This is a genomic window from Microbacterium sp., from assembly GCF_044340635.1.
In the GTDB taxonomy this organism is placed as follows: domain Bacteria; phylum Actinomycetota; class Actinomycetes; order Actinomycetales; family Microbacteriaceae; genus Microbacterium.
The window spans coordinates 136977-159251 of sequence record NZ_JBIITF010000007.1; the positions used below are offsets into that span (position 1 = coordinate 136977).

The following is a 22275-nucleotide window of genomic DNA, read 5'->3' on the forward strand; positions in this document are numbered from 1 at the left end:
TCATGACGGACGCGAGCGGGGCCGATCGGCCGCGCTCGCTCACGATCCTGGCGTTCGCAGCCGTCGGCTTCGTCGCGCTCCTGATCTTCGGGCTCGGCGTCATCGGACTCGCCCTCGACGAGGCCGTGATCGCGGAGCGCGGTCTGACGCAGCTTCCCGGCATCCTCGGCACCGTGACGGCGATCATCGGCTTCATGGCCGTCACCTATCCTGCGCTCCTGCGACGCGCGAGCATCGGGATGGCGCTGCTCGCCGGCCTTGCCGCGGCCCTCGGGTACGTGGTCGGCGTCGCGATCGGCGCTCTCATCTCGGGCATAGATCCCCTGCGCGCATTCGGCGTGGCCGCGGGAATCGCGGTGTCGTGGCCGATGCCGGTCATCGTGGTGGCCGGCGTCGTGTCGGCGGCGATCGCCCTCGTGGCGGTGCGTGCCGGCCCGGGCGGGGCACGCTGGCCCTGGGAGCGGGACGAGCCGGACGAGGGCTGAACCCGCGGGTCGAAGGGCGCCACGAGCGCGCCGATACGCGGATGTCTGTCCTGTCGCGGCATCCCGGTACTACCGTTGGTCCCGTGGAGCGGTCTTTGGAGACGCAGGTCAGTGGGGCGGTCGATGCCTGGCTGCGCTGGCTTCCGCGCTGGGAACCTTCCACCCATCGCGGCAGGGTCGCCCCCTGTCGACGCTGTTTCGGATCCCCTGTGCTGTCTGCGGCGGGCCTCGGCTCGGATGTTCCGCACGCCGTTCAGCACGGACTGTCGACCCGCATCAAGGCGATCGTCGACCAGGCTGTGGCCCTCTACACATCCCTCAACCTGCCGATGCTGCAGGCCGAACTCGACCAGCAGGCCGCCCGCAATCGGGCGCGCAGCTACCGGCCGGCCGAAGGGCTCGAACCCGAGTACGAGGGTCTTCCGATGGATCCGGATCCCGTCGCGGGCGCACCCTTCCTCTTCACGATCTCGGGGCTCGCGCAGGAGGTCGACGCGGAGGTTCCCGCTCTGCCCGCCCTGACCGATGCGGCGAAAGCGGCGCTGCGCCAAGAGGTCGGACTGGCCGACGATTACGCCAACCTGATCGGCCGTGAGGTCTGCGCCATCCTGCTCCACCATCGCCTGCGGATCCAGGCGGCTGTCACCCGCTACGTCGAACCGCAGGTCGATGCCCTGCTCGCCGAGCTGTCGCAGTCGCTCGATGCGCCTTTCGATCCCGGTATGCCGCCGTTTCCGACGCCGGGACCAGACGCTTAGGCCATCTGGAGTCGCAGCCGGAAGCTGTGGATCGGCGGGGCGGCCCACCGTCGCACTTTGTTAGCATGTGTGGAACCCTCGCGGTCGCAGGGGCGGCGTTCATCGGTGCGGGGGCAGTGAACGTCTCAGTTGGTTGAGGGCATCGGCGCGCGCATCCTTTCGGGAGTGCCGCCGGGTAGAGCAGTCTGGGGGACAGCACGTGGCCAAAAGGCTGCCGTCTGCGCCCCCCACCCTGCCCGGCCTGACCTACGTGCGGCCGTTGGGCTCGGGCGGTTTCGCCGACGTGTTCCTGTACGAGCAGGACATGCCGCGTCGCAACGTCGCGGTCAAGGTGCTTCCGAGCGACGTGCGCGACGCCGATTTGCTGCGCATGTTCAATTCGGAAGCGGATGTCTTGGCGCACCTGTCCGCGCATCCGTCGATCGTGACGGTCTACCAGGCGGGCGTCTCGGCCGAGGGCCGTCCGTACATCGTGATGGAGTACTGCCCGGGTTCGCTCTCGCAGCGCTACCGCGTCGAGCGGATCCCGGTCGCCGAGGCTCTGGCGATCGGGGTGAAGATGGCGAGCGCGCTGGAGTCCGCGCACCGCGCCGGGCTCGTGCACCGCGACATCAAGCCGAGCAACATCCTCGTCACGAGCTTCGGGGCACCCGTCCTGGCCGACTTCGGTATCTCGTCGTCGCTCGCCCGCAGCCAGGCCGACGAGATGCTGGCGATGAGTGTGCCCTGGAGTGCGCCCGAGGTGATCACCGAGAAGACCTCGGGCACGATCGCGAGCGAGGTGTGGGGACTGGGCGCGACGGTCTATTCGCTGCTCGCCGGGCACAGCCCGTTCGAGCGGCGGGAGAAGGGCCAGAACACGCGTGAGCACCTGCGCCGCCGCATCGCGCACGCCAACTACCCCCCGCTCACCCGCGCCGACGTTCCCGGGTCCTTGCAAGAGGTGCTCGCGACCGCGATGAACCGCGACCCCGACCGGCGGTATGCGGGCGCGCTCTCGTTCGGCGAGGCGCTGCGCGCGGTCCAAGCCGAGCTGGGCATCGACCAGACCCCGCTCGAGGTCGCCGTGGACGAGTGGGCGGCGCCCACGACATCCGTCGACTTCGCGGATGCGGGTTTGCGCGGGCCCGCGCGGCCGTGGGTGCCCCAGGACACCACGCGCAAGGCGCCGTCCCGGCGCGGCGTCGCGGCGCTCGCGCGTGACGAGGACGCCGATATCTCGAGCACGAACTTCTCGGGCAGCGCGGCGCCCGCGCGTAAGTGGCCCTGGATCGTGGGTGCGGCGGTCGTCGTGGCGGTCGCGGTCATCGCGGGCGCGCTCGGTGCGCTGTTCGGGGCGGGAGGCTTCTGATGGCGCGCCGGCGCAGGCTGATCACGGGCCTCGCCGCGGTCGCCGCCCTCACGACCGTCATCGGGATCGGCATCGTCTGGCCCGGACTCGATGCCCGAGAGACCCCGTCGATCGACACGTCCGTCTGGGCGCTGCAGACGGGCGATGGACGTCGGTATGCGCGAGTGAACACGGCGATCGGCGAGCTCGACACGGTGCGGACCGTGACGGATCCGACCCTGGTCGCGCAGGGAGGCGGCTCGGGGCCGTATCTCTTCTCCGAAAGCTACGGCAAGGTGACCCGGGTCGACGAGGCGCTTCCCGTCGACCTCGACGACGAGGCTCTGCGTGAATCGCCGTCAACCCCGGAGGGGACGACGGATGTCTCGGTCGCAGGGGACTTCGTGGCGTACCTCACCGACACGGGCGCGGTGTGGGCCGGACGCCTGAGCGACGCTTCGCCCACGCAGGTCGATCCGGACGACAGCTCGGGCGATGGGTCCGAGGAGGGGCCGCAATACGCGGCCGATGCCATCGCGGTCGATGATGCCGGCATCCTGTACAGCTATTCGGAGGTCGACGGCGCCGTCCTGCGTTACGACATCGGTACGCGAACGGTTCGCGGGGTCGATGATGCCGTGATCGACGCGGTGGATCCGGCGATCTCGGCGGCGTCGGGGGTGTGGTTCGTCGTCGACCTCGACACAGGGGTGGCCTGGCGGAAGGACGCGGCCGACCCGATCGAGACCGACACCCTCAGCGGTCGGGTGCTCAGCCGGCCGTCGACGTCCGCGGACGCCGTGTACCTCGCGGACGAGACGCGTCTGGTACGGCTGGACGTGAACGGCGCGCCGGCGATCCGGGAGCTCGGCACCGGACAGGAAGTGCTCGGTACTCCCGCGCGACCCGTGACGGTCGATGGTACGACCTACGCCGCATGGCTGGCGCCCTCGGGCGGGGGCGTGCTGTGGGACTCGAGCGCGGGGGAGTCCGTGCTCGACTACGCCGGCCTCGAACTCGATGACCAACGTCGACCGTCCTTCCTCCTCGGCGAGGGCGTCGTCGCGTTGAATGAGACACGCTCCGGATGGGTGTGGACCCTCCCCGACGGTCAACTGGTGGCGACGAGCCAGGACTGGTCGCTGGATGATCGCGTCGATCCGACGATCGAAGACGCGCAGGAAGAGGCCCCGGTCGTCCTCGACCCGAAGCCCCCCGTCGCTGAGCCGGACGCCTTCGGCGTGCGTTCGGGAGCGCTCGTCGTGCTGCCCGTGCTGCTGAACGATCACGATCCCAATGAAGACGTGCTGAGCATCGATCCCGCATCGATCAGCGGGCTCGACCCCGGGTTCGGCGGGGTCACGATCATCGACAGCGGTCAGCGGCTCGCGGTCCGGGTCGCCGACGGCGCGCGGGGCTCGGGTTCGTTCACGTACCGCGTCAGTGACGGCACGGCCGTCGACGGTCTGTATTCCGAGCCGACGAGCGTCACGCTCACCGTCGAGCCCGAGGCGTCGAACGCCGCACCGGAGTGGTGCGGGACCGACGGGTGCCTGACCGAATGGCCGGCGCCCGAGGTTGCGACGGGCGGCACGGTGTCGGTGCCCGTGCTGACCGGTTGGGTCGATCCCGACGGGGATCCGCTGCTCCTGCTGTCCGTCGAGAATCCCTCCGGAGTGGGCGTGGTGACGGCTTCCCCTTCCGGCGAGGTCGTCTACCAGCACGCGGACGATGGCTCGGGTGCCGCGCAGCTCATCGACCTCCAGGTCACCGTCGCCGACACGCGTGGGGCGGTCGCGACGAAGCCGCTGACGGTCCGCGTCTCGACGCAGCCGCGCCTGCAGGTCCAGTCCTTCGCCGTCGTCGACACGGTGGGCGCAGGACTCACGGTCGATGTCGCACCGCACGTCACCGGTACGGCGGGGCAGCTGACGCTCACCGCGGTGCGCGTCCTCGACGACGCGCCCGCCAGTGTCGTCGCGACCCCCGGCGGCACCGCGTTCGACATCACGGCCGAACAGCCCGGGACCTACCGGGTGAGCTTCTCGGTCGGCGATGGGACGAGCGAGGCCACGGGTACGGCCCGCATCACCCTGCTCGCCGACGACGCGGCCGCGCAGCTCGCGACGGCGCCCGTCGTGGCGTTCGTGCACCCCCGCGAGGACGTGACCGTCGATCTCTTCGCGGCGGTCTCGAACCCCACGCGTCGGGTGCTGCTGCTGAGCGACGCGGTCCCGCGCATCGAGGCCGGGGCGACGCTCAGCGTCGACGTCGTCGGGCAGAACTCGATGCGCGTCTCAGGGACGACCGCCACGGGAGGTTCTGGCCGGCTCGGCACCGTCTCGTACGTCGTGAGCGATGGAACGGCGGATGCCGGGGCCCGCGTCGTCGGTGAGGCGACGATCTATCTGTTGCCTCCGGCGCCCGAGCTCGCCCCGATCGCGGTCGGCGATTCGGTCGTCGTCCGGCAGGGCGCGCAGGTCGACATCCCGGTGCTCGCGAACGATGTCGCCCCGTCGGGATCAGGCCTGACGCTGAACCCGGCGGCGGTCGTGTCATCGACCGCCGAGGGGCTCGCCTTCGCCTCGGGCGGCGTGCTGCGCTATCTCGCCCCCGAAGCCCCTGGCGAGTACGTCGTGCAGTACGGCGTGTACGCGACCGGATCACCCGCGCTGGTCGACACGGCCGAGGTGCGCATAACCGTCCAGTCCGACGATGCCAACCGCGATCCGCTCCCCGAGACCCTCGAGGGGCGCGTGCTGAGCGGCCAGACCACGACCATCCCGTTCGACTCCTTCGGCGTCGATCCCGACGGCGACGCGGTCGCCCTGGACGCGGTCCTCAGCCAGCCGGATTCCGGCGCTGCCTCCATTTCGGCGGATGGGTCGTCGATCGTGTACTCCAGCGTCGCCGGGTTCCGCGGCCAGGTCTCGTTCCGATACCGGATCGTGGATGCCGCGGGCGCGACGGGGGTCGGGACTGTCCGCGTCGGGGTCCTCGACGGCCAGTCCAACCCGGGCCCCGTCACTTTCACCGACTACGTCCAGGTGCAGGCGGGAACGCAGAACGTCATCGAGGTGAGCCCGCTCGCCAACGACATCGATCCGACCGGCGGCACGCTCCGTCTGACGGGCGTTCAGCCCGACCTGCCGCCCACGCTCGAGAACGGGACGGCGAGCGAGGAGTACGAGCGGCTCGAAAGTCTCGTCCGGACCGTCGACGAAACCACGATCGCCGTGACGGCAAGCTCCGAGCCGGGCACGATGTCGTACCTGTACGACGTCGAGAGCGACTCCGGCAACACCGCGCGCGGTCTGGTCGTGGTCCGAGTCGTGCGTGAGGCCGTGCCCGACTACCCGATCGTCGCCGACACCGTGCTCACCGCAGAGACCCGCGACGATTTCGTGCAGGGCGTCGACGTGGTCTCGGGCAAGGTGCGCTGGACCGGTGGGGACATCTCCGGGCTGACCCTCTCCCTGTGGGGGGCACCTGCCGATCTCGAGGTCGACGGCACGACCATCTCGGGGCCCCTTCCGGTGACGAGTCGGATCGTCGCGTTCGAACTCACCGGTGAGGGCTCATCCGGCCCCGTCACCACCTACGGATTCCTCCGCATCCCCGGCGAGCGCGACGTCAAGCTCGCCCTGCGCGGCGGTGCGAGCGCCCAAGAGGTGACCGAGGGACGCTCGAAGAACATCGATGTGGCCGCACTCGTTCCCGTCCCGGATGGCACGAGGCTGCAGGTGTCGCCCGACGTTGCGGCCTCGGGCGCGCGTCCGCAGGGATCCTGCGAACTCGTCTCGGGCACGACCGTCCGCTACGAGGCGGGGTTGGCTGCGCCGTGGGCGGATGCGTGTTATGTGCCGGTGCGTCTGGCGGGGACGCAGGAGTGGAGCGTCGTCGCCATCCCGATCCGCGTGCTGGCGGTCGCGCCCCAGCCGCAGTTGCGCGGCGGTGCGCTCACGATCGCGCCCGGAGCCAGCGCCGACTTCGATCTGCGCACGCTGACGAGCTGGCAGGGGCGCGATGAATGGGACCGGATCGCCTACGCCATCGACTACACCGGTTCGTCGTTCGCGATCGACGCGCAAGACGGACGGCTGACGATCACGGGCACCGACCGTGCCGTGCCCGGCACGCAGGAGGCGGTCACCGTCTCGATCACGAGCCACACGGGTGTCGAGCCCGTGCGCTTGCTGCTGCGGGTCGGCCCGGTGCCGTCGTCGCTGCCGGTCGGGGGGACGCTCGTCCAGCAGTGCTCCCAATCGGGTGGTTCATCGTGTGTGATTCCCGTCGTCGGGGCGGCCGGCGAGGTCAATCCGCTGCCGCGCACGCCGCTCGAGGTCGTCGGGGTCGCGGCGACGGGTGCGTGCGTGGGTGTCACGTTCTCGGTCGCGTCCGCTGCAACCGTCCTCGCCGAGTGGACCGAGGACGCCCCGGGTGCGACGTGCACAGCCTCCTTCACCCTGCGCGACGCCCAGGGGCGCACAACCGGCGGCGGGCGCGACGGTGCTCTGTCGCTCGAGCTCCAGGGGTATCCGCAAGCCGCGGCGAGCGTCCGCCAGGTGGCCTACGCCGACGGGGCCGTGACGCTGCGCGTCGATCCGGGCGCCGCGAGCCAGGCGTATCCGGCGCTCGCCGAGTTCGTCGTCCGATCCTCGGCATCCGGATCGGGAACCGGATCGGTCGTCGCGACATGCTCGGTCGAGGGGATATGCCCCAGCATCCCCGCGCCGAACGGCGTCGAACGGACCTACGAGGTCGTCGCCGTCAACGCGACGGGCGAGTCTCGTACCAGCGTCAGCACGGTCGCATGGGCGTATGACACCCCCGCGGCCCCGGCATCGGTCACGTGGGCCCCGGTCCTCACCGGGGGAGAGGGCGGTCTGATCAGTCTCACGATCGAGGGGATCGACCAGGACAAGACAGGTTCGGTGCAGATCACCAGTGCGGCAGGCGAAACGGTCGTGGTCAACCTGCCGAGCGGACGTGGCACGCTCACGGTTCCGTCCTTTCGCGTGGGCGCGAACACCTCGACGACCGTCGTCGTCACCCCGCAGTCCCGCTTCCCATTGCCGCCCGGGCTCACCGGCACCACATCGGGAACGTCCGTCGCGATCCAGGCGAACGGCATCGGGGCGCCGACCGGCATCTCGCTGTCGCTGACTTCGAGCGCGAACGGCGACGGCACCTCGACGATCAGCGCACAGGCCGCCGCGGCTTCCGGTGGCGACGGCTCCGCGCTGCGACTGGGCGTTTCGCGCGCCGACCGGACGTGCTCGCCGACCAGCCCCGACGGGTCGGCGAGCTTCACCGTGCCGGACGGGCTCGAGTACGCCTTCACCGCCTGCGCCGTGTCGCGCTTCGCGGGCGAGACCTTCGGATCGGCGTCCGTGCAGCAGTCGGTGCGCGCCGTGCAGAGCACCGCGCCGCCGCAGGGCTATACCTTCGTCGTGTCGCCGACACCGGATGTCGAGACGAACGGCGCTCGCTGGGTCATCCGGGATCTGCCGACGTCGAACGAGGACGCGCCGACGCTCAACGTGCCGCAGTTCGAGGGCGCGCCGCCGAACCCGGTCTTCGATGCCGACCCCGGCATCCGCGTGCGGTACACGCATACGCAGTGGGGTACATCCAGCGAGTGGGCTGCCGTCGCTCCCGCCTCGGGCAGCGCGCCCTTCCAGGTGCAGGCCGCCTGGCAGGTCGTGTCCTGCGTCGGGGGCGAGCAGTTGCAACTCTCCGGCTCGTCGACCGAGGGGCGCGCCGGGATCACCTTCGACACGCGCACCGCCGTGTTCGAGGACGCGGGCGGGAATGCCCTGGTGTTCGATCCCGACGTCGGAGTCGTCCCCTTCGGTGCGGTTTCGGTCCGGGACATCGGCGTCACCGCTTCGTGGAACGGGCAGGGCTGGGGCCTGGACCCCGCTTCCGCGGCCTTCGGCGGCGCGTGCACGCCGAACAACCCCATCCCGGTCCCCGAAGCCCCCGTTGACCCGCCACCCGCCGATCCCGAACCCGTGGTGCCCGCGCAATGATCCTCGACACCCGATCCCCGACGAAAGAGTCGTTCTCATGAGCGTGACCCAGGACCAGGCGACATGGTTCGCGCAGACCTTCTCGCAGCTCGCCGACAACGTCGAGCGCGCTGTGCTCGGCAAGCGCCACGTCGTCGAGCTCGTGCTCACCGCGATGATCAGCGACGGTCACGTTCTGCTCGAGGATGTCCCGGGCACCGGTAAGACGTCGCTCGCGCGGGCCCTCGGTCAATCGGTGCAGGGCACCAACACCCGCATCCAGTTCACCCCGGACCTGCTTCCGGGCGACATCACGGGCATCACGGTCTACGACCAGAAGACGGGCGCCTTCGAATTCCACGCCGGCCCCGTGTTCGCCAACATCGTGCTGGCCGACGAGATCAACCGCGCGAGCCCCAAGACCCAGTCAGCACTGCTCGAAGTGATGGAAGAGGGCAGTGTCACGATCGATGGCATCAGCCGCCCGGTCGGCGATCCCTTCCTCGTGATCGCGACGCAGAACCCCGTCGAGCAGGCGGGGACGTACCGCCTCCCCGAGGCGCAGCTCGACCGGTTCCTGCTGAAGACGTCCCTCGGGTACCCCGACCACGCCTCGACCGTGCGCATCCTGAGTGGCGCCGCCGTCCCGACCTCCGAGCTGACGGCGATCGTCGCTCCGCAGGCACTCATCGGGATGGCCGACATCGCCAAAGAGGTGTACATCGACGCGCTCGTGCTCGACTACATCGCGCGTCTCGTCGAAGCGACCCGCACGGCCGACCAGGTTCGCCTCGGCGTCAGCATCCGCGGCGCACTCGGGTTGACGCATGTCAGCAAGACACGCGCGGCATCTCGCGGGCGCACCTACGTCACACCCGACGACGTCAAGTCGCTCGCGGTCGCGGTGCTCTCGCACCGTCTGATCCTGCATCCCGAGGCCGAGTTCGACGGGGTCAGCCCCGAAGCCGTGATCGGGCAGGTACTGCTCGACGTCGCCCCACCGACCCAGCGTGAGCCCGGATGAGCGTGAGCAACGAGGCACCTGTGACCCGGACGTCGGCGTCGTCCGGGTCTGCGGAGCGCACGCGCGTCACGACGACGGCGCGGGGTGAGCGCGGGGCGCGCGCCGGCGTATGGATCGTGACGGCCGCCCGCGCCGTCGCGGCAGGCGTCCGCGCCGTGGCGGACCGCGCGGGCGGCGCGGTCATGCCCGCGGGCTGGCTCGTGCTGGCGGCGGCGACCCTCGGCCTCGCTCTCGGCTCCGCTTTCGGGTGGGTCGAGTGGCTGGTCGCCGGCGTCGCATCCCTCGTGATGCTCGTGCTCTGCGTGCCCTTCCTGTTCGGCGCGCGCGCCTACGACGTCGTGGTGCGCCTCGCCCACGAGCGGGTTGTCGTGGGCGGCGAGCTGACGGGCGAGATCGTCATCCGAAATCGCGGTCGCTCGACGGCGCTGCCCGGGCGCCTCGATCTGCCCGTGGGGGACGGGCTTGTGGAGCTGGGCGTTCCCCTCATGCGCGCCGGACACTTCGTCGCCCAGCCGTTGACGATTCCCGCCCTGCGTCGGGGGATCATCACGGTCGGCCCGCCCACCGCCGTTCGCACGGATCCCGTCGGACTCTTGCGCCGTGAGCGCGCCTGGGACGACATCCGTCGCGTGTACGTGCACCCCCGAACCGTCCCGGTGCCGTCCACGAGCGCGGGTTTCGTGCGCGACCTCGAAGGCCAGCCGACCCGCCGCCTCGTGGACGCGGACATGTCGTTCCACGCGATCCGCGAGTACGCGCCGGGTGACGCGCGCCGGCAGATCCACTGGAAGTCCACGGCCAAGACCGGGCAACTCATGGTGAGGCAATTCGAGGAGTCGCGTCGATCGCGGATGGCGGTGATGCTCGGCCTCTCCGAGAAGGAGTTCGCCGACGCCGACGAGTTCGAGCTCGCCGTCGGTGCCGCCGCATCGCTGGGCGTGCAGGCGGTGCGCGACGGACGCGACCTCGACGTGGTGACGGGCGCGGAGATCCCGCGCGTCGTGCGGGGCCGGTTGCGGGCCATCCGTGACATCTCGGCGGCATCGCCGCGCGCCCTGCTGGACGGATTCTGCAGCGTCGAAGCCCTCGAGAACACGATGCCGATCGAGGGTATCTGTCGGTTGACGGCGGAGACCAAGAACGACCTGTCGATCGCCATCATCGTCTGCGGGTCACGCGTCACCACGTCGACGCTACGTCGCGCGGCCCTGGCCTTCGCCGCCGACACCGCCGTGATCACCGTGGTGTGTGACGAGCGCGCGCACCCGCGGATGCAGAGCGTCGGCGGTGTCACCGTCCTCACCATCGGCGTGCTCGACGATCTCGCGAGTCTGATGCTGCGCGGAGCCGGATCATGACGGCAAGCGTGGGTAGGCCGCTGCGGCGGCGGAGCGTATCGCGATCCGGTGCCCGGATCGCGGCGGGCAGCCTGTACGTCGCCACCATCACGACGCTGGCCGCCCTCGCCGCGTGGCCGATCTATCGCTCACTGGCGTTCCTGATCCTCGTGATCGCCGCCGTCGTGGCCGGTGCGGCGATCGCCGCGACGGCGCGCGCGCTCCGCTGGCCCGGATGGCTCACGGGTCTCGTGGCTTTCGGCAGCCTGATGGTGCTCGGCGTCCCTGTCGCCGTGCCGTCGCGGATGACCTCCCTCCCCGATGCCGTCGCCGGGCTCGGCGAAGTGCTGTTCGGGAGCATCACCGCGTGGAAGGACCTGCTCACGGTCGAACTTCCCGCCGGCGCGTATCGGAACCTGCTCGTCCCGGCCCTGATCGTCTTCCTGTTCGGCGTCACCGCGGCGCTGCTGCTGGCGTGGCGGCGTCCACCGATGTCGGCTCTCGCCGTGCTCGTGGGGTTGGGGATGGTGGCCTTCGGTCTTCTCTTCGGTCGCACGAACGTCAGCGCGACGGTCGAGCTCGGGCCCCTGACACTCGCCGCCCCCCTCGAAACCGCGATCGGCGCGCTCAGCCTGGTCGCCAGCCTCGTGTGGCTCTCCTGGCAGACGTATGCCGAGCGCTCGCGGGCGCTTCGTCGTGCGGCGTCCGCGAGCGGTGTACGTATGTCGCGTTCGCGCGGAGCATCCGATGCCCGCCGAATGGCTCTCGGGGCCGGCATGATCGCGGTGTCCGTTGCTGCTGCGGCGGCCATCGTGCCCGCCGTCGCTCAGGGCGCCGAGCGCACTGTCCTGCGCTCGGGCGTCGGTCCCGAGACCGCCCTGACGAGCGCCATCAGCCCGCTCACCGAGTACCGCACGAACTTCACCGAGCCTCGCTCGAACGCGGTCCTGTTCCGCGTGGACACCGGTGACGGTGTCTCCGCAAGCGATGGCGGAAGCGGCGCGACGAGGGTGCGACTGGCGACGCTGTCCCACTACGACGGCGAAACGTTCCGCGCCGTCGACCCTCGCGGCGAGGTCGACGCCGGCCGCTATGTGCGGGTGCCCGCGCGTCTGGACGCGGGCGAGGGCACGCCGCTGAATGCGGACATCCGTATCGGCCAGCTCACGGGGATCTGGTTGCCCACGCTCGGACGGGTGCAATCGATCGACTTCGGGAGCACGCGCGCGAGCGGGCTCGCCGATTCGTTCTACTACAGCAGCGACGCGTGGGGCGGCGTCCAGGTCTCCGAGGGTGGTGTGCGGGCGGGTGACGTCTACACGATCACCGCGGTCGCGCCCCAGACCGTCGATCTGACTCTCATCGCCGCTCCCGGGGGACCGGCGGGCGCTGTCGAATCACCCGAGTCCCTGCAGCGCTGGGTAGCCGAGCACGTCGAGGGAAGCGGCGGCGCCGCCCTCGCGGGTCTCGTCGAACTGCTCCGCGAGCGGGGCTATCTCTCGCACGCCGTATCGGTCGATCCCGAGTCGCCACCGACGTGGTTGACGGAGATCCCGGGATACGCGTTCGAGTCGAGCGCCTCGGGGCATTCGCTCGCTCGGATCGATGCCCTCTTTCGCGCCCTCCTGGACCGTGAGGCGGAGGTGGGCGAGGACGACCTGCCCCTCGTTGCGGCCGTCGGCGACGACGAGCAGTTCTCGGTGGCGGTGGCGCTCATCGCACGAGAACTCGGATTCCCGGCGCGCGTTGTCGTGGGGGCGCGGCTGGCCTCGGACGACGGGCTGCGCACCTGCGACGCCGGCGCGTGTCGCGGGGGCGACATCGTCGCCTGGACCGAGGTGCAGTCGGACGCGGGTGACTGGGTTGCGATCGACGTCACGCCGCAGAGCACGGTGGCGCCCCAGACCGATCTGACCCGTCAGCGTGATCCCCAGAACGAGACCGAGGTGCGGCCCGAGAACGCCGAGGAGGTCGTCCCGCCGGATCCCGTCCAGCAGGACGCACCGGCGAACGACGACCGCGACGACGGGACCCCCGTGGACCTCAGCGGATTGTGGGCGGTGCTGCGGGTCTCCGGCATCGTCGTGGTGATCGCGGCGCTGCTTCTCGGTCCGTTCGTCGTCGTCCTGGCGGCGAAGGCACTCCGCCGCCGAAGCCGCCGCCACGGGGACGACCCGACAGCCCGCGTGGTCGCGGGCTGGGAGGAATATGTCGATGCGGCCGTGGACCATGGCCGTCCCGCACCCCGCACGCAGACGCGCGAGGAGACGGCGGCCGAGTACGCCACACCCCGCGCACTTTCGCTCGCTGATCGCGCGGATCGAGCCGTTTTCGCCGCCGGTGCCGTCACGCCGGCGGAGTCGGACGAGTTCTGGCGCATCGTCGAGGAAGAGCGCCGCTTCTTCTCGACGCGAGAGACCGTATGGCGTTCCGTCATCGCAGCCGTATCGTTGAGATCGTTCACCCGGGAGATCTCGCCGAAGAGTGCGCCTCCGGGCGCTCCACGTCGTCAGGAGAGGAGAACGCGACGCCGCGACGGCGACTCGCGCTCATCATGAACACCACCGAACTCATCACGACCTCTCTGGTCGTCACCCTTGTTCTCTATGTCTGGGTGGCTCTGAGCCTCTCCGCCGTCTTTCGCAAGGCAGGGGAGCCGTCCTGGCAGGCCTGGGTACCGATCCTCAACACCGTCGTCCTCCTGCGCCTCGGTGGCCTCTCCGGCTGGCTCGTGCTTCTGCTGGTGGTGCCCGTGCTCGGGACGCTGGCGTTCTTCGTCGTGGCGGTGATCGCCCTGCATCGCATCAACAGGTCGTTCGGGCTGGGCGCGGGCATGACGGTGCTCGGCGCGCTCCTCTTCCCTGTGTGGTCGAGCATCCTCGGCTGGGGATCCGCACGTTGGCTGCCCGGAAACGCTGCGACCCCGGCGCGACGTCGCTCCGCGGCGGACGACGGTTCGCGCGCACCGGAGGCACCGGCCCCCGCGCCGCCGGCCACTCCCGCGGGCGGCGCCACGCTCGGCTCGGTGTTCGGAGCCCACGGGCCGGCGGGCGGCCCCGATCTGCCCCCGCGCCCCGCGCCCCCGACGATCGACGGGTATCCCTCCGTCGTCCCGGCGCCGGTGGGACGGGGTGGGGCGCTCCTGATGCCCGCCCAGGGCGCACGGGAGGCCGCGCCGCCGCCCCCGGTGCCCACCTTCCGATCCACGATGCAGACGACTCCCGCCGCCTTCGCGCAGCCGACGGACACGGCGGTCGGGGATGTCCCGACGCGGGGGTTCCTGCACGGGACCTCCGCGTCGAACGGAGTACCGGGACCGCGGCCCTCGTTCTCTCCCGAGGACATCGACGACACCGAGGGCTCGCGACCGCAGGCCGAGCCGCCCGTCTCGGCGAGGTCGACGGATGAAACCTGGGCTCCCCCCGCGTCGGCCGCGGTCCGCTCGCCCGCCTTCCAGCCGTTCCTCGGATCGACCGAACTCACCTACGAGTCCTCCGCGGAGGTTTCCGCGGTCCAGGGGGCGCCGACATCGGGTGCACCTCGTTCGGCGCGAACGTCGGTGTCCGCCCAGCACAAGCGCCCGGAGATCCCCGGGAACGAAGAGCTCGACGAATCGTTCGACGAGACGATCGTCGTCGCGCGTCGTCGGACGGTCTGGACGCTCGTGCCCACCCTGGGCGCGCCGATCCCGCTGACGGCGGACGTCGTCATCATCGGACGTCGACCGCACCGCGAGCCCGATGACGGCGATGTGCAACTCGTCGCGATCCCGGATGAGACACGGACGGTCTCGAAGACGCACGCGCGCATGGAGCTGACGCCCGACGGATGGATGATCGTCGATCTCGACTCGACCAACGGCGTGATCCTGATCGGTGAGGACGGTGCCGAGAAGGACGCCGCGGCGGGCTGTCCCGAGCAGCTGACCCCGCGGTTCCTGCTCGGCGATGCCGAGTTCGGACTGCGCCGGGAGGGCGAGTGACCGCAAACGGCGAGCCGGGCACGCCGGACGCGTCGGGCGCATCGGCCGAGGACATCCCCGGGGTCGACACGACCGTGCGCCGCCCGCGCGTGCCGGCACCGCCCGATCCGGTCGCCCTCGCCGCCGCGGACCACGCGGACGACACCGTCATCGTCCGGCGGATTTCGCACCCTCGGAAAACCGCGGCAGGATCCCCCGGCCCCACCCCGATCGCCGTCGCCGGTGCGGTCGTCGCCTTCCCCAGCCGTGTCGCCGCCCCCGTACGAGGATCTCGCAAAGGACACCCCGAGGCGATCAGAGAGCGCGCCGAGGGCGGCCAGCGGACGATCCACGATCCGATTCCGGATGCCTCGGGCATCCGCCGCTCGCTGCGCACGCGCGCGCGCCGACGGCTCGTCACCCTCGTCGCGACGATCATCGCGCTCGTCGCCGTGCTGCTCGTCGCCCTCGTCGCCCTGGTGTTCGCTGCCGGCGTGTGAGTGCCGTCGCCCTCGTTTGACCGCACGCCGACGCCGGGCGTATCATGGATGGGTGTGCGTTCGCGCGCGCCATGTGACGTGCCTCGGGTGTGAAGCGGTTCTCCGCTTCGTGTCCACGGGTCCGTGATGGGTCGCGACGCCACATCTCAGGGACGGGCCTGCAAACAGGTCACCCCCACGGCATACCCCCACCACACGTGACAGTCATCTGGCGCGTCGGAGGGTCGACGTGAACCCGAGAAGATCCCCGGATCGCATCGGGCGGAGAACACGCTCGCTGTCACCGTGCAGCACCATCAAGGAGAAGAAGTGCCAACTATTCAGCAGTTGGTTCGCAAGGGACGGACGCCGAAGGTCGTAAAGACCAAGGCTCCCGCCCTGAAGGCGAACCCGCAGCAGCGCGGCGTCTGTACGCGCGTGTACACGACCACCCCCAAGAAGCCCAACTCGGCGATGCGCAAGGTCGCCCGTGTGAAGCTGTCGAACGGCACCGAGGTCACGGCGTACATCCCCGGCGAGGGCCACAACCTCCAGGAGCACTCGATGGTGCTCGTGCGCGGCGGTCGTGTGAAGGACCTCCCCGGTGTGCGTTACAAGATCGTGCGTGGCGCTCTCGACACGCAGGCCGTCAAGAACCGTAAGCAGGCTCGTAGCCGCTACGGCGCGAAGAAGGGTTAAGCACCATGCCTCGTAAAGGCCCCGCCCCGAAGCGCCCCGTCGTCAACGACCCGGTATACGGCGCTCCGATCGTCACGCAGCTCGTGAACAAGATCCTCGTCGATGGCAAGAAGTCCCTCGCTGAATCGATCGTCTACAACGCCCTCGCCGGCGTCGAGTCGAAGAACAGCCAGGACGCCGTCGCGACGCTCAAGAAGGCGCTCGACAACGTCCGTCCCACCCTTGAGGTCCGCAGCCGCCGCGTCGGTGGCTCGACCTACCAGGTGCCGGTCGAGGTCAAGCCGCACCGCGCCAACACCCTGGCGCTGCGCTGGCTCGTCAGCTACGCGAAGGGTCGTCGTGAGAAGACGATGACCGAGCGTCTGCAGAACGAGATCCTGGACGCATCGAACGGCCTGGGTGCCGCGGTCAAGCGCCGCGAAGACACCCACAAGATGGCCGAGTCGAACCGCGCCTTCGCGCACTACCGCTGGTAAACCCCTCGACAGGCTCGGGGACCGGGGCGAAAGCCGCGATCCCCGAGCCCGTCCCCGGGCTTCGGCCCTGTACCTGGTCGCTCGGCCGAGCGACAAGCACCCCGACCGACCGAGTCGAGAAGTAAGGACATCCCCGTGGCACAAGACGTGCTCACCGACCTCACGAAGGTCCGCAACATCGGCATCATGGCTCACATCGATGCCGGCAAGACGACGACGACCGAGCGCATCCTGTACTACACGGGAACCAACCACAAGATCGGTGAGACGCACGATGGTGCGTCCACGACCGACTGGATGGAGCAGGAGCAGGAGCGTGGCATCACGATCACCTCCGCCGCCGTGACCTGCTTCTGGAACAACAACCAGATCAACATCATCGACACCCCCGGCCACGTCGACTTCACGGTCGAGGTCGAGCGTTCGCTCCGCGTCCTCGATGGCGCCGTCGCCGTCTTCGATGGCAAGGAGGGCGTCGAGCCCCAGTCCGAGACGGTCTGGCGCCAGGCCGACAAGTACGACGTCCCGCGCATCTGCTTCGTCAACAAGATGGACAAGCTCGGTGCCGACTTCTACTTCACGGTCGACACGATCATCAACAAGCTGAAGGCCAAGCCGCTCGTCATCCAGCTGCCCATCGGCACGGAGAACGACTTCGTCGGCGTGATCGACCTCGTCGAGATGCGCGCCCTCGTCTGGGCCGGCGACTCCAAGGGTGACGTCACCATGGGCGCCAAGTACGACGTGCAGGAGATCCCGGCCGACATGGCCGAGGTCGTCGCGAAGTACCGCGAGATGCTGCTCGAGACGGTGGCCGAGTCCGACGAGGCGCTGCTCGAGAAGTACTTCGGTGGCGAAGAGCTCACGGTCGCCGAGGTCAAGGCCGCGATCCGCAAGATGACCGTCAACTCGGAGCTCTACCCCGTGCTCTGCGGTTCGGCGTTCAAGAACCGCGGTGTCCAGCCGATGCTCGACGCCGTGATCGACTACCTCCCGTCTCCTCTGGACGTCCCCGCCATCGAGGCGCACGACCCGAAGAACGAAGAGATCGTCATCGAGCGCCACGCCGACCGCGAAGAGCCCTTCACGGCCCTCGCGTTCAAGATCGTCACGCACCCCTTCTTCGGTCGTCTGACCTACATCCGCGTCTACTCGGGTCACCTCGACTCGGGTAGCCAGGTGGTCAACTCGACCAAGAGCAAGAAAGAGCGCATCGGCAAGATCTTCCAGATGTACGCGAACAAGGAGAACCCGGTCGACGCTGTCACCGCCGGGCACATCTACGCGGTCATCGGCCTCAAGGACACGACGACGGGCGACACGCTCTCGGACGCGCAGCACCAGGTCGTGCTCGAGTCGATGACGTTCCCCGAGCCGGTCATCGAGGTGGCCATCGAGCCGAAGACCAAGGCCGACCAGGAGAAGCTGGGCACCGCGATCCAGAAGCTGGCCGAAGAGGACCCGACGTTCCGCGTCGAGCAGAACTCCGACACCGGCCAGACCGTGATCCGGGGCATGGGCGAGCTCCACCTCGACATCCTCGTCGACCGCATGAAGCGCGAGTTCAAGGTCGAGGCCAACGTCGGCAAGCCGCAGGTCGCGTACCGCGAGACGATCAAGAAGGCCGTCGAGCGTCACGACTACACGCACAAGAAGCAGACCGGTGGTTCGGGTCAGTTCGCCAAGATCCAGTTCGCGATCGAGCCGCTCGAGGTCACGGCCGAGACGACGTACGAGTTCGTGAACAAGGTCTCGGGTGGACGCATCCCGCGCGAGTACATCGCGCCGGTCGACCAGGGCTTCCAGGACGCCATGAACGTCGGTGTACTGGCCGGATACCCCATGGTGGGTGTCAAGGCGAGCCTGCTCGATGGTGCGTCGCACGATGTCGACTCGTCGGAAATGGCGTTCAAGATCGCCGGTTCGATGGGCTTCAAGGAGGCCGTCCGCAAGGCGAACCCCGTCATCCTCGAGCCGATCATGTCGGTCGAGGTGCGTACTCCCGAGGAGTACATGGGCGACGTCATCGGCGACCTCAACAGCCGCCGTGGTCAGATCCAGTCGATGGAGGATGCCGCGGGTGTCAAGGTCGTGCGGGCGAACGTCCCGCTGTCCGAGATGTTCGGCTACATCGGTGACCTGCGCTCGAAGACCTCCGGTCGCGCCGTCTACTCCATGGAGTTCGACAGCTACGCCGAGGTCCCCCGCGCGGTGGCCGACGAGATCGTCCAGAAGAACAAGGGCGAGTAGCTCGATTTCCGGTCCCTTCGACAAGCTCAGGGCAAGCCCTCGGCGGGCGAAGGGGCCGGACCACAACTTCACACAGAATCACTTCAACTCTCTCTACTAAGCTGAGAACCAATCCCCGTAGAGAACCGGTCGCAATCCAGCGCCCGGAGGATCTACACGAATGTCCTAGGAGGACCCAGTGGCTAAGGCCAAGTTCGAGCGGACCAAGCCGCACGTGAACATCGGAACGATCGGTCACGTCGACCACGGCAAGACCACGCTCACCGCCGCAATCTCGAAGGTGCTCGCCGACAAGTACCCGTCGGCCACCAACGTGCAGCGTGACTTCGCGTCGATCGACTCCGCTCCCGAGGAGCGCCAGCGCGGCATCACGATCAACATCTCGCACGTCGAGTACGAGACCCCGAAGCGTCACTACGCGCACGTCGACGCCCCCGGTCACGCCGACTACATCAAGAACATGATCACGGGTGCTGCCCAGATGGACGGCGCAATCCTCGTGGTCGCCGCAACCGACGGCCCGATGGCCCAGACGCGTGAGCACGTTCTGCTCGCCAAGCAGGTCGGCGTGCCGTACCTCATGGTCGCGCTGAACAAGTCGGACATGGTCGACGACGAAGAGATCCTGGAGCTCGTCGAGCTCGAGGTTCGCGAGCTGCTCTCGAGCCAGGACTTCGATGGCGACAACGCTCCCGTCGTCCGCGTCTCGGGCCTGAAGGCTCTCGAGGGTGACGAGAAGTGGGTCGACGCGATCGTCGAGCTCATGGAAGCCGTCGACGAGTCGATCCCCGACCCGGTGCGTGACAAGGACAAGCCGTTCCTCATGCCCGTCGAGGACGTCTTCACCATCACCGGCCGTGGCACGGTTGTGACGGGTCGCGCCGAGCGCGGTACCCTCGCGATCAACTCCGAGGTCGAGATCGTGGGTCTGCGCCCGACGCAGAAGACGATCGTCACCGGTATCGAGATGTTCCACAAGCAGCTCGACGAGGCCTGGGCCGGCGAGAACTGTGGTCTGCTCCTGCGCGGCACCAAGCGTGACGACGTCGAGCGTGGCCAGGTCATCGTGAAGCCGGGTTCGGTTACGCCCCACACCAACTTCGAGGGCACGGCGTACATCCTGTCCAAGGAGGAGGGTGGCCGTCACAACCCCTTCTACACGAACTACCGCCCGCAGTTCTACTTCCGCACCACCGACGTCACCGGCGTCATCTCGCTGCCCGAGGGCACCGAGATGGTTATGCCCGGTGACACCACCGACATGACGGTCGAGCTCATCCAGCCGATCGCCCTGGAGGATGGCCTCGGCTTCGCGATCCGTGAGGGTGGCCGCACCGTCGGCGCCGGCACGGTCACGAAGATCCTGAAGTAGTCTTCGCAACGCACTGACAAGGGGTCGGACCTTCGGGTCCGACCCCTTCGTTGTACACGGGGTCGGACCTTCGGGTCCGACCTCTGCGTCGTAGACGGCGCCTAGGGGCCCGTGTTGCCATCCACCTGCGTGGTGCCGGGCGCGTCGACCGCCGATTCGGTGCCCGAGATCGTGTTGTCCGTCACGCGCCCGGCACCGGCGTCAGCGCCCACGCGGATGCCGACCTCGGCACCGGAGCCTCGCAGCTCGTTCCGATCGATGAGGAACGAGGCGAGATTCCCGATGGCGATCCCGACGGCATCGAAGCCGTGGAATCGGTTGTCCGTGGCACGCAGCCCTTCCACACGCCCCACCGTCGCGAGGCCGTCCGCGACGGACCCGCCCTCGTTGTATCCGGTGTTGCCATCGATCGTGATGTCGGTGGGCACCTGATCGCCCTCGCCCTGGACCACGACGAAAGCACGCGCGACGGCATTCGGCTTGACGACGAGCGAGTTGTCCGTCACCTGTGCCCGCTGGACCCCGCCGTAAATCATGATGGGCGCGCGACGCGGGCTGTAGTTCTGGCCCTGCTCGTCGTCTGCCGTTCGGGTGTACAGGATCGTGTTGCCGCTGACGATGCTGTCGTGGGACTGCAGGATCACGGCGATGTTCCACCACGTGGCATCCGCGACCGTATTGCCCGTGATGGTGGTGTGCGCGACGTTCTCACTCACGATCGAGCGACGGAACGTCCCGTACACGACGTTGCCCGAGATCGTCACCATCGATGCGGAGTGGGGGGCGTCCTGCGCGTTCCCGAGTGTGATGCTCTCGGTATGGATGCCGACCCGGGCGTCGGTGCCCTCCTTCGCGTTGACGATGTTGCCGGTGACGGTCGCCTGAGCACCCCAGACGACGATCCCGTCGCCGCGGTCCTCACCGAGATTCTGAGAGGAAGCGGGACCGCCACCCACGCCGACGACATCCTTCACCCTGTTGTTGGCGATCACGATGTCGTGGAACTCGCCGCCATAACGTACGGCGATCCCGTTCTGGAACAGTTCGATGTGGTTCCCGATGACCCGCACGTCGGACGCCTTGATCTCGATGCCGTAATTGCGGTCACCCTCGGCGGTCCCCAGCTCGTTCGGGTTCGTCAGCGTGACGCCGGAGATCTCGACGTTGTCGCCGATCACGCTGATGGCGGCAGAGTTGGCGATGCCGGCGGTGAAGCGCAACTCCCCGCCCCCGCGCAGGATCGTGTCGGCCGGGATCTCGATCGTCCCGTCCAGCTGGATGATGCTGCCCGCCGGAACCTCTATCGCCCGCACACCTTCGGCGGGAAGTCCGGCGATGAAGGCGCGCACCCCGTCCGTTGACACCGTTTCTCCGGTGGGGTCGATGCCCGGGCCCGCGAGCACCGCCGACGTGCCCGCGGGAACGGTGGAGGTGATCAGGGGCACGATCGAGGTGACGGTGGGCGCCGGGTCTGATTGCGCCTGCACGGCGAGCGGCGAGAGCACCCAGATCCCCCCGGCCACGATGGCGCTGCCGCACAGGAGGACGGCAGCGGGCAACAGCCATGGTCGTCGCCATCGATGCGGAACGGTCGAGTCCTCGTTCTCGTCTCTCGCGCGGTCGTTCGTGTCCCCAGATGCCCCCAGCATGTGCTCATGTTACAAGGGTCGTGTTTCGGCGGGTTTCATCGAGGCTTCGCGGGCCGGGTTCCCCGGGGGCAGAATGGGGGAGTGATGCGTCCATCGGGCGCCGGAGGAGGACACCGTGGGCGTTGACGACATCGTGAACAAGGGCAAGCAGATGTTCGAGCAGAACCGCGACAAGATCGAAGAGGCGTTGAAGAGCGAGAAGGCCGAGGACGTCAGCGACAAGCTCCTCGCGGGCGCGGCCGATGCCATCAAGAAGGTCGTGCCCGAAGAGCACCACGCGAAAGTCGACGAGACGCGCGACAACGTCGACAAGCACATCGGCAACCAGTAGGGCGGCTCAGCCCTCTGGGTGTCCCGACAAAGTGGGACATGGCCCGCGGAGGACGGCTTGATGGTCGTGCGATCGGTCCGCCATCTCCGCGCGACACGCCGTAGGCGACA

At 69.0% G+C, this 22275-nt stretch carries 15 protein-coding genes; 14 read left to right on the forward strand and 1 reads right to left on the reverse strand.

Annotation, left to right across the window (positions count from 1 at the left end; translation table 11 throughout):
• Window positions 1-2: 2 nt before the first annotated feature.
• The 13 genes from ACIQ0W_RS08520 (at window position 3) to tuf (ending at window position 20185) form a co-directional block, all read left to right on the forward strand.
• The gene (locus ACIQ0W_RS08520) at window positions 3-485 is read left to right on the forward strand and encodes a hypothetical protein (RefSeq protein ID WP_396642341.1); all 483 of its coding nucleotides are present in this window, start codon (window positions 3-5) and stop codon (window positions 483-485) included.
• Between the two features lie 83 nt (window positions 486-568).
• Window positions 569-1243, forward strand: coding sequence for a spermidine/putrescine ABC transporter substrate-binding protein (locus ACIQ0W_RS08525; protein WP_396642342.1), 675 nt, complete (start codon window positions 569-571; stop codon window positions 1241-1243).
• 199 nt (window positions 1244-1442) lie between these two features.
• Window positions 1443-2594 carry a serine/threonine-protein kinase gene (locus ACIQ0W_RS08530; protein WP_396642343.1) on the forward strand — a complete coding sequence of 384 codons (1152 nt, stop codon included), beginning with the start codon at window positions 1443-1445 and terminating at the stop codon, window positions 2592-2594.
• Entirely contained in the window at window positions 2594-8608 is a 6015-nt protein-coding gene (locus ACIQ0W_RS08535) for an Ig-like domain-containing protein (protein WP_396642344.1), read from the forward strand. Before ACIQ0W_RS08530 ends, ACIQ0W_RS08535 begins: the two co-directional genes overlap by 1 nt.
• A 37-nt stretch (window positions 8609-8645) precedes the next feature.
• Complete coding sequence (locus ACIQ0W_RS08540) at window positions 8646-9611, forward strand: AAA family ATPase (RefSeq protein WP_396642345.1); 966 nt, start codon at window positions 8646-8648, stop codon at window positions 9609-9611.
• Window positions 9608-10969 carry a DUF58 domain-containing protein gene (locus ACIQ0W_RS08545; protein ID WP_396642346.1) on the forward strand — a complete coding sequence of 454 codons (1362 nt, stop codon included), beginning with the start codon at window positions 9608-9610 and terminating at the stop codon, window positions 10967-10969. Before ACIQ0W_RS08540 ends, ACIQ0W_RS08545 begins: the two co-directional genes overlap by 4 nt.
• Window positions 10966-13506, forward strand: a complete 2541-nt coding sequence (locus ACIQ0W_RS08550) for a transglutaminase domain-containing protein (protein WP_396642347.1) — start codon at window positions 10966-10968, stop codon at window positions 13504-13506. The genes ACIQ0W_RS08545 and ACIQ0W_RS08550 overlap by 4 nt, the downstream gene beginning before the upstream one ends.
• Entirely contained in the window at window positions 13503-14930 is a 1428-nt protein-coding gene (locus ACIQ0W_RS08555) for a DUF5684 domain-containing protein (RefSeq protein ID WP_396642348.1), read from the forward strand. The genes ACIQ0W_RS08550 and ACIQ0W_RS08555 overlap by 4 nt, the downstream gene beginning before the upstream one ends.
• Window positions 14927-15409, forward strand: a complete 483-nt coding sequence (locus ACIQ0W_RS08560; protein ID WP_396642349.1) for a hypothetical protein — start codon at window positions 14927-14929, stop codon at window positions 15407-15409. The genes ACIQ0W_RS08555 and ACIQ0W_RS08560 overlap by 4 nt, the downstream gene beginning before the upstream one ends.
• A 309-nt stretch (window positions 15410-15718) precedes the next feature.
• Window positions 15719-16087 carry a 30S ribosomal protein S12 gene (gene rpsL / locus ACIQ0W_RS08565; protein ID WP_036299939.1) on the forward strand — a complete coding sequence of 123 codons (369 nt, stop codon included), beginning with the start codon at window positions 15719-15721 and terminating at the stop codon, window positions 16085-16087.
• 5 nt (window positions 16088-16092) lie between these two features.
• Window positions 16093-16563, forward strand: coding sequence for a 30S ribosomal protein S7 (rpsG, locus tag ACIQ0W_RS08570; protein ID WP_036299940.1), 471 nt, complete (start codon window positions 16093-16095; stop codon window positions 16561-16563).
• Window positions 16564-16698: 135 nt separating this feature from the next.
• A complete protein-coding gene (gene fusA, locus ACIQ0W_RS08575; protein WP_396642351.1) occupies window positions 16699-18813 on the forward strand; it encodes an elongation factor G in 2115 nt (704 codons plus the stop codon).
• A 178-nt stretch (window positions 18814-18991) separates the two neighbouring features.
• Window positions 18992-20185, forward strand: a complete 1194-nt coding sequence (tuf, locus tag ACIQ0W_RS08580; protein ID WP_396642352.1) for an elongation factor Tu — start codon at window positions 18992-18994, stop codon at window positions 20183-20185.
• Between the two features lie 101 nt (window positions 20186-20286).
• Here tuf and ACIQ0W_RS08585 read toward each other — a convergent pair whose 3' ends face one another.
• On the reverse strand, window positions 20287-21834 hold the full coding sequence (locus tag ACIQ0W_RS08585) for a hypothetical protein (RefSeq protein ID WP_396642353.1): 1548 nt from the start codon (window positions 21832-21834) through the stop codon (window positions 20287-20289).
• 115 nt (window positions 21835-21949) lie between these two features.
• On the opposite strand from ACIQ0W_RS08585, the gene ACIQ0W_RS08590 reads away from it, so the two are divergent.
• Window positions 21950-22165 (forward strand): hypothetical protein, encoded by a 216-nt coding sequence (locus tag ACIQ0W_RS08590; RefSeq protein WP_036299946.1) that lies wholly within the window; start codon window positions 21950-21952, stop codon window positions 22163-22165.
• Window positions 22166-22275: the final 110 nt, after the last annotated feature.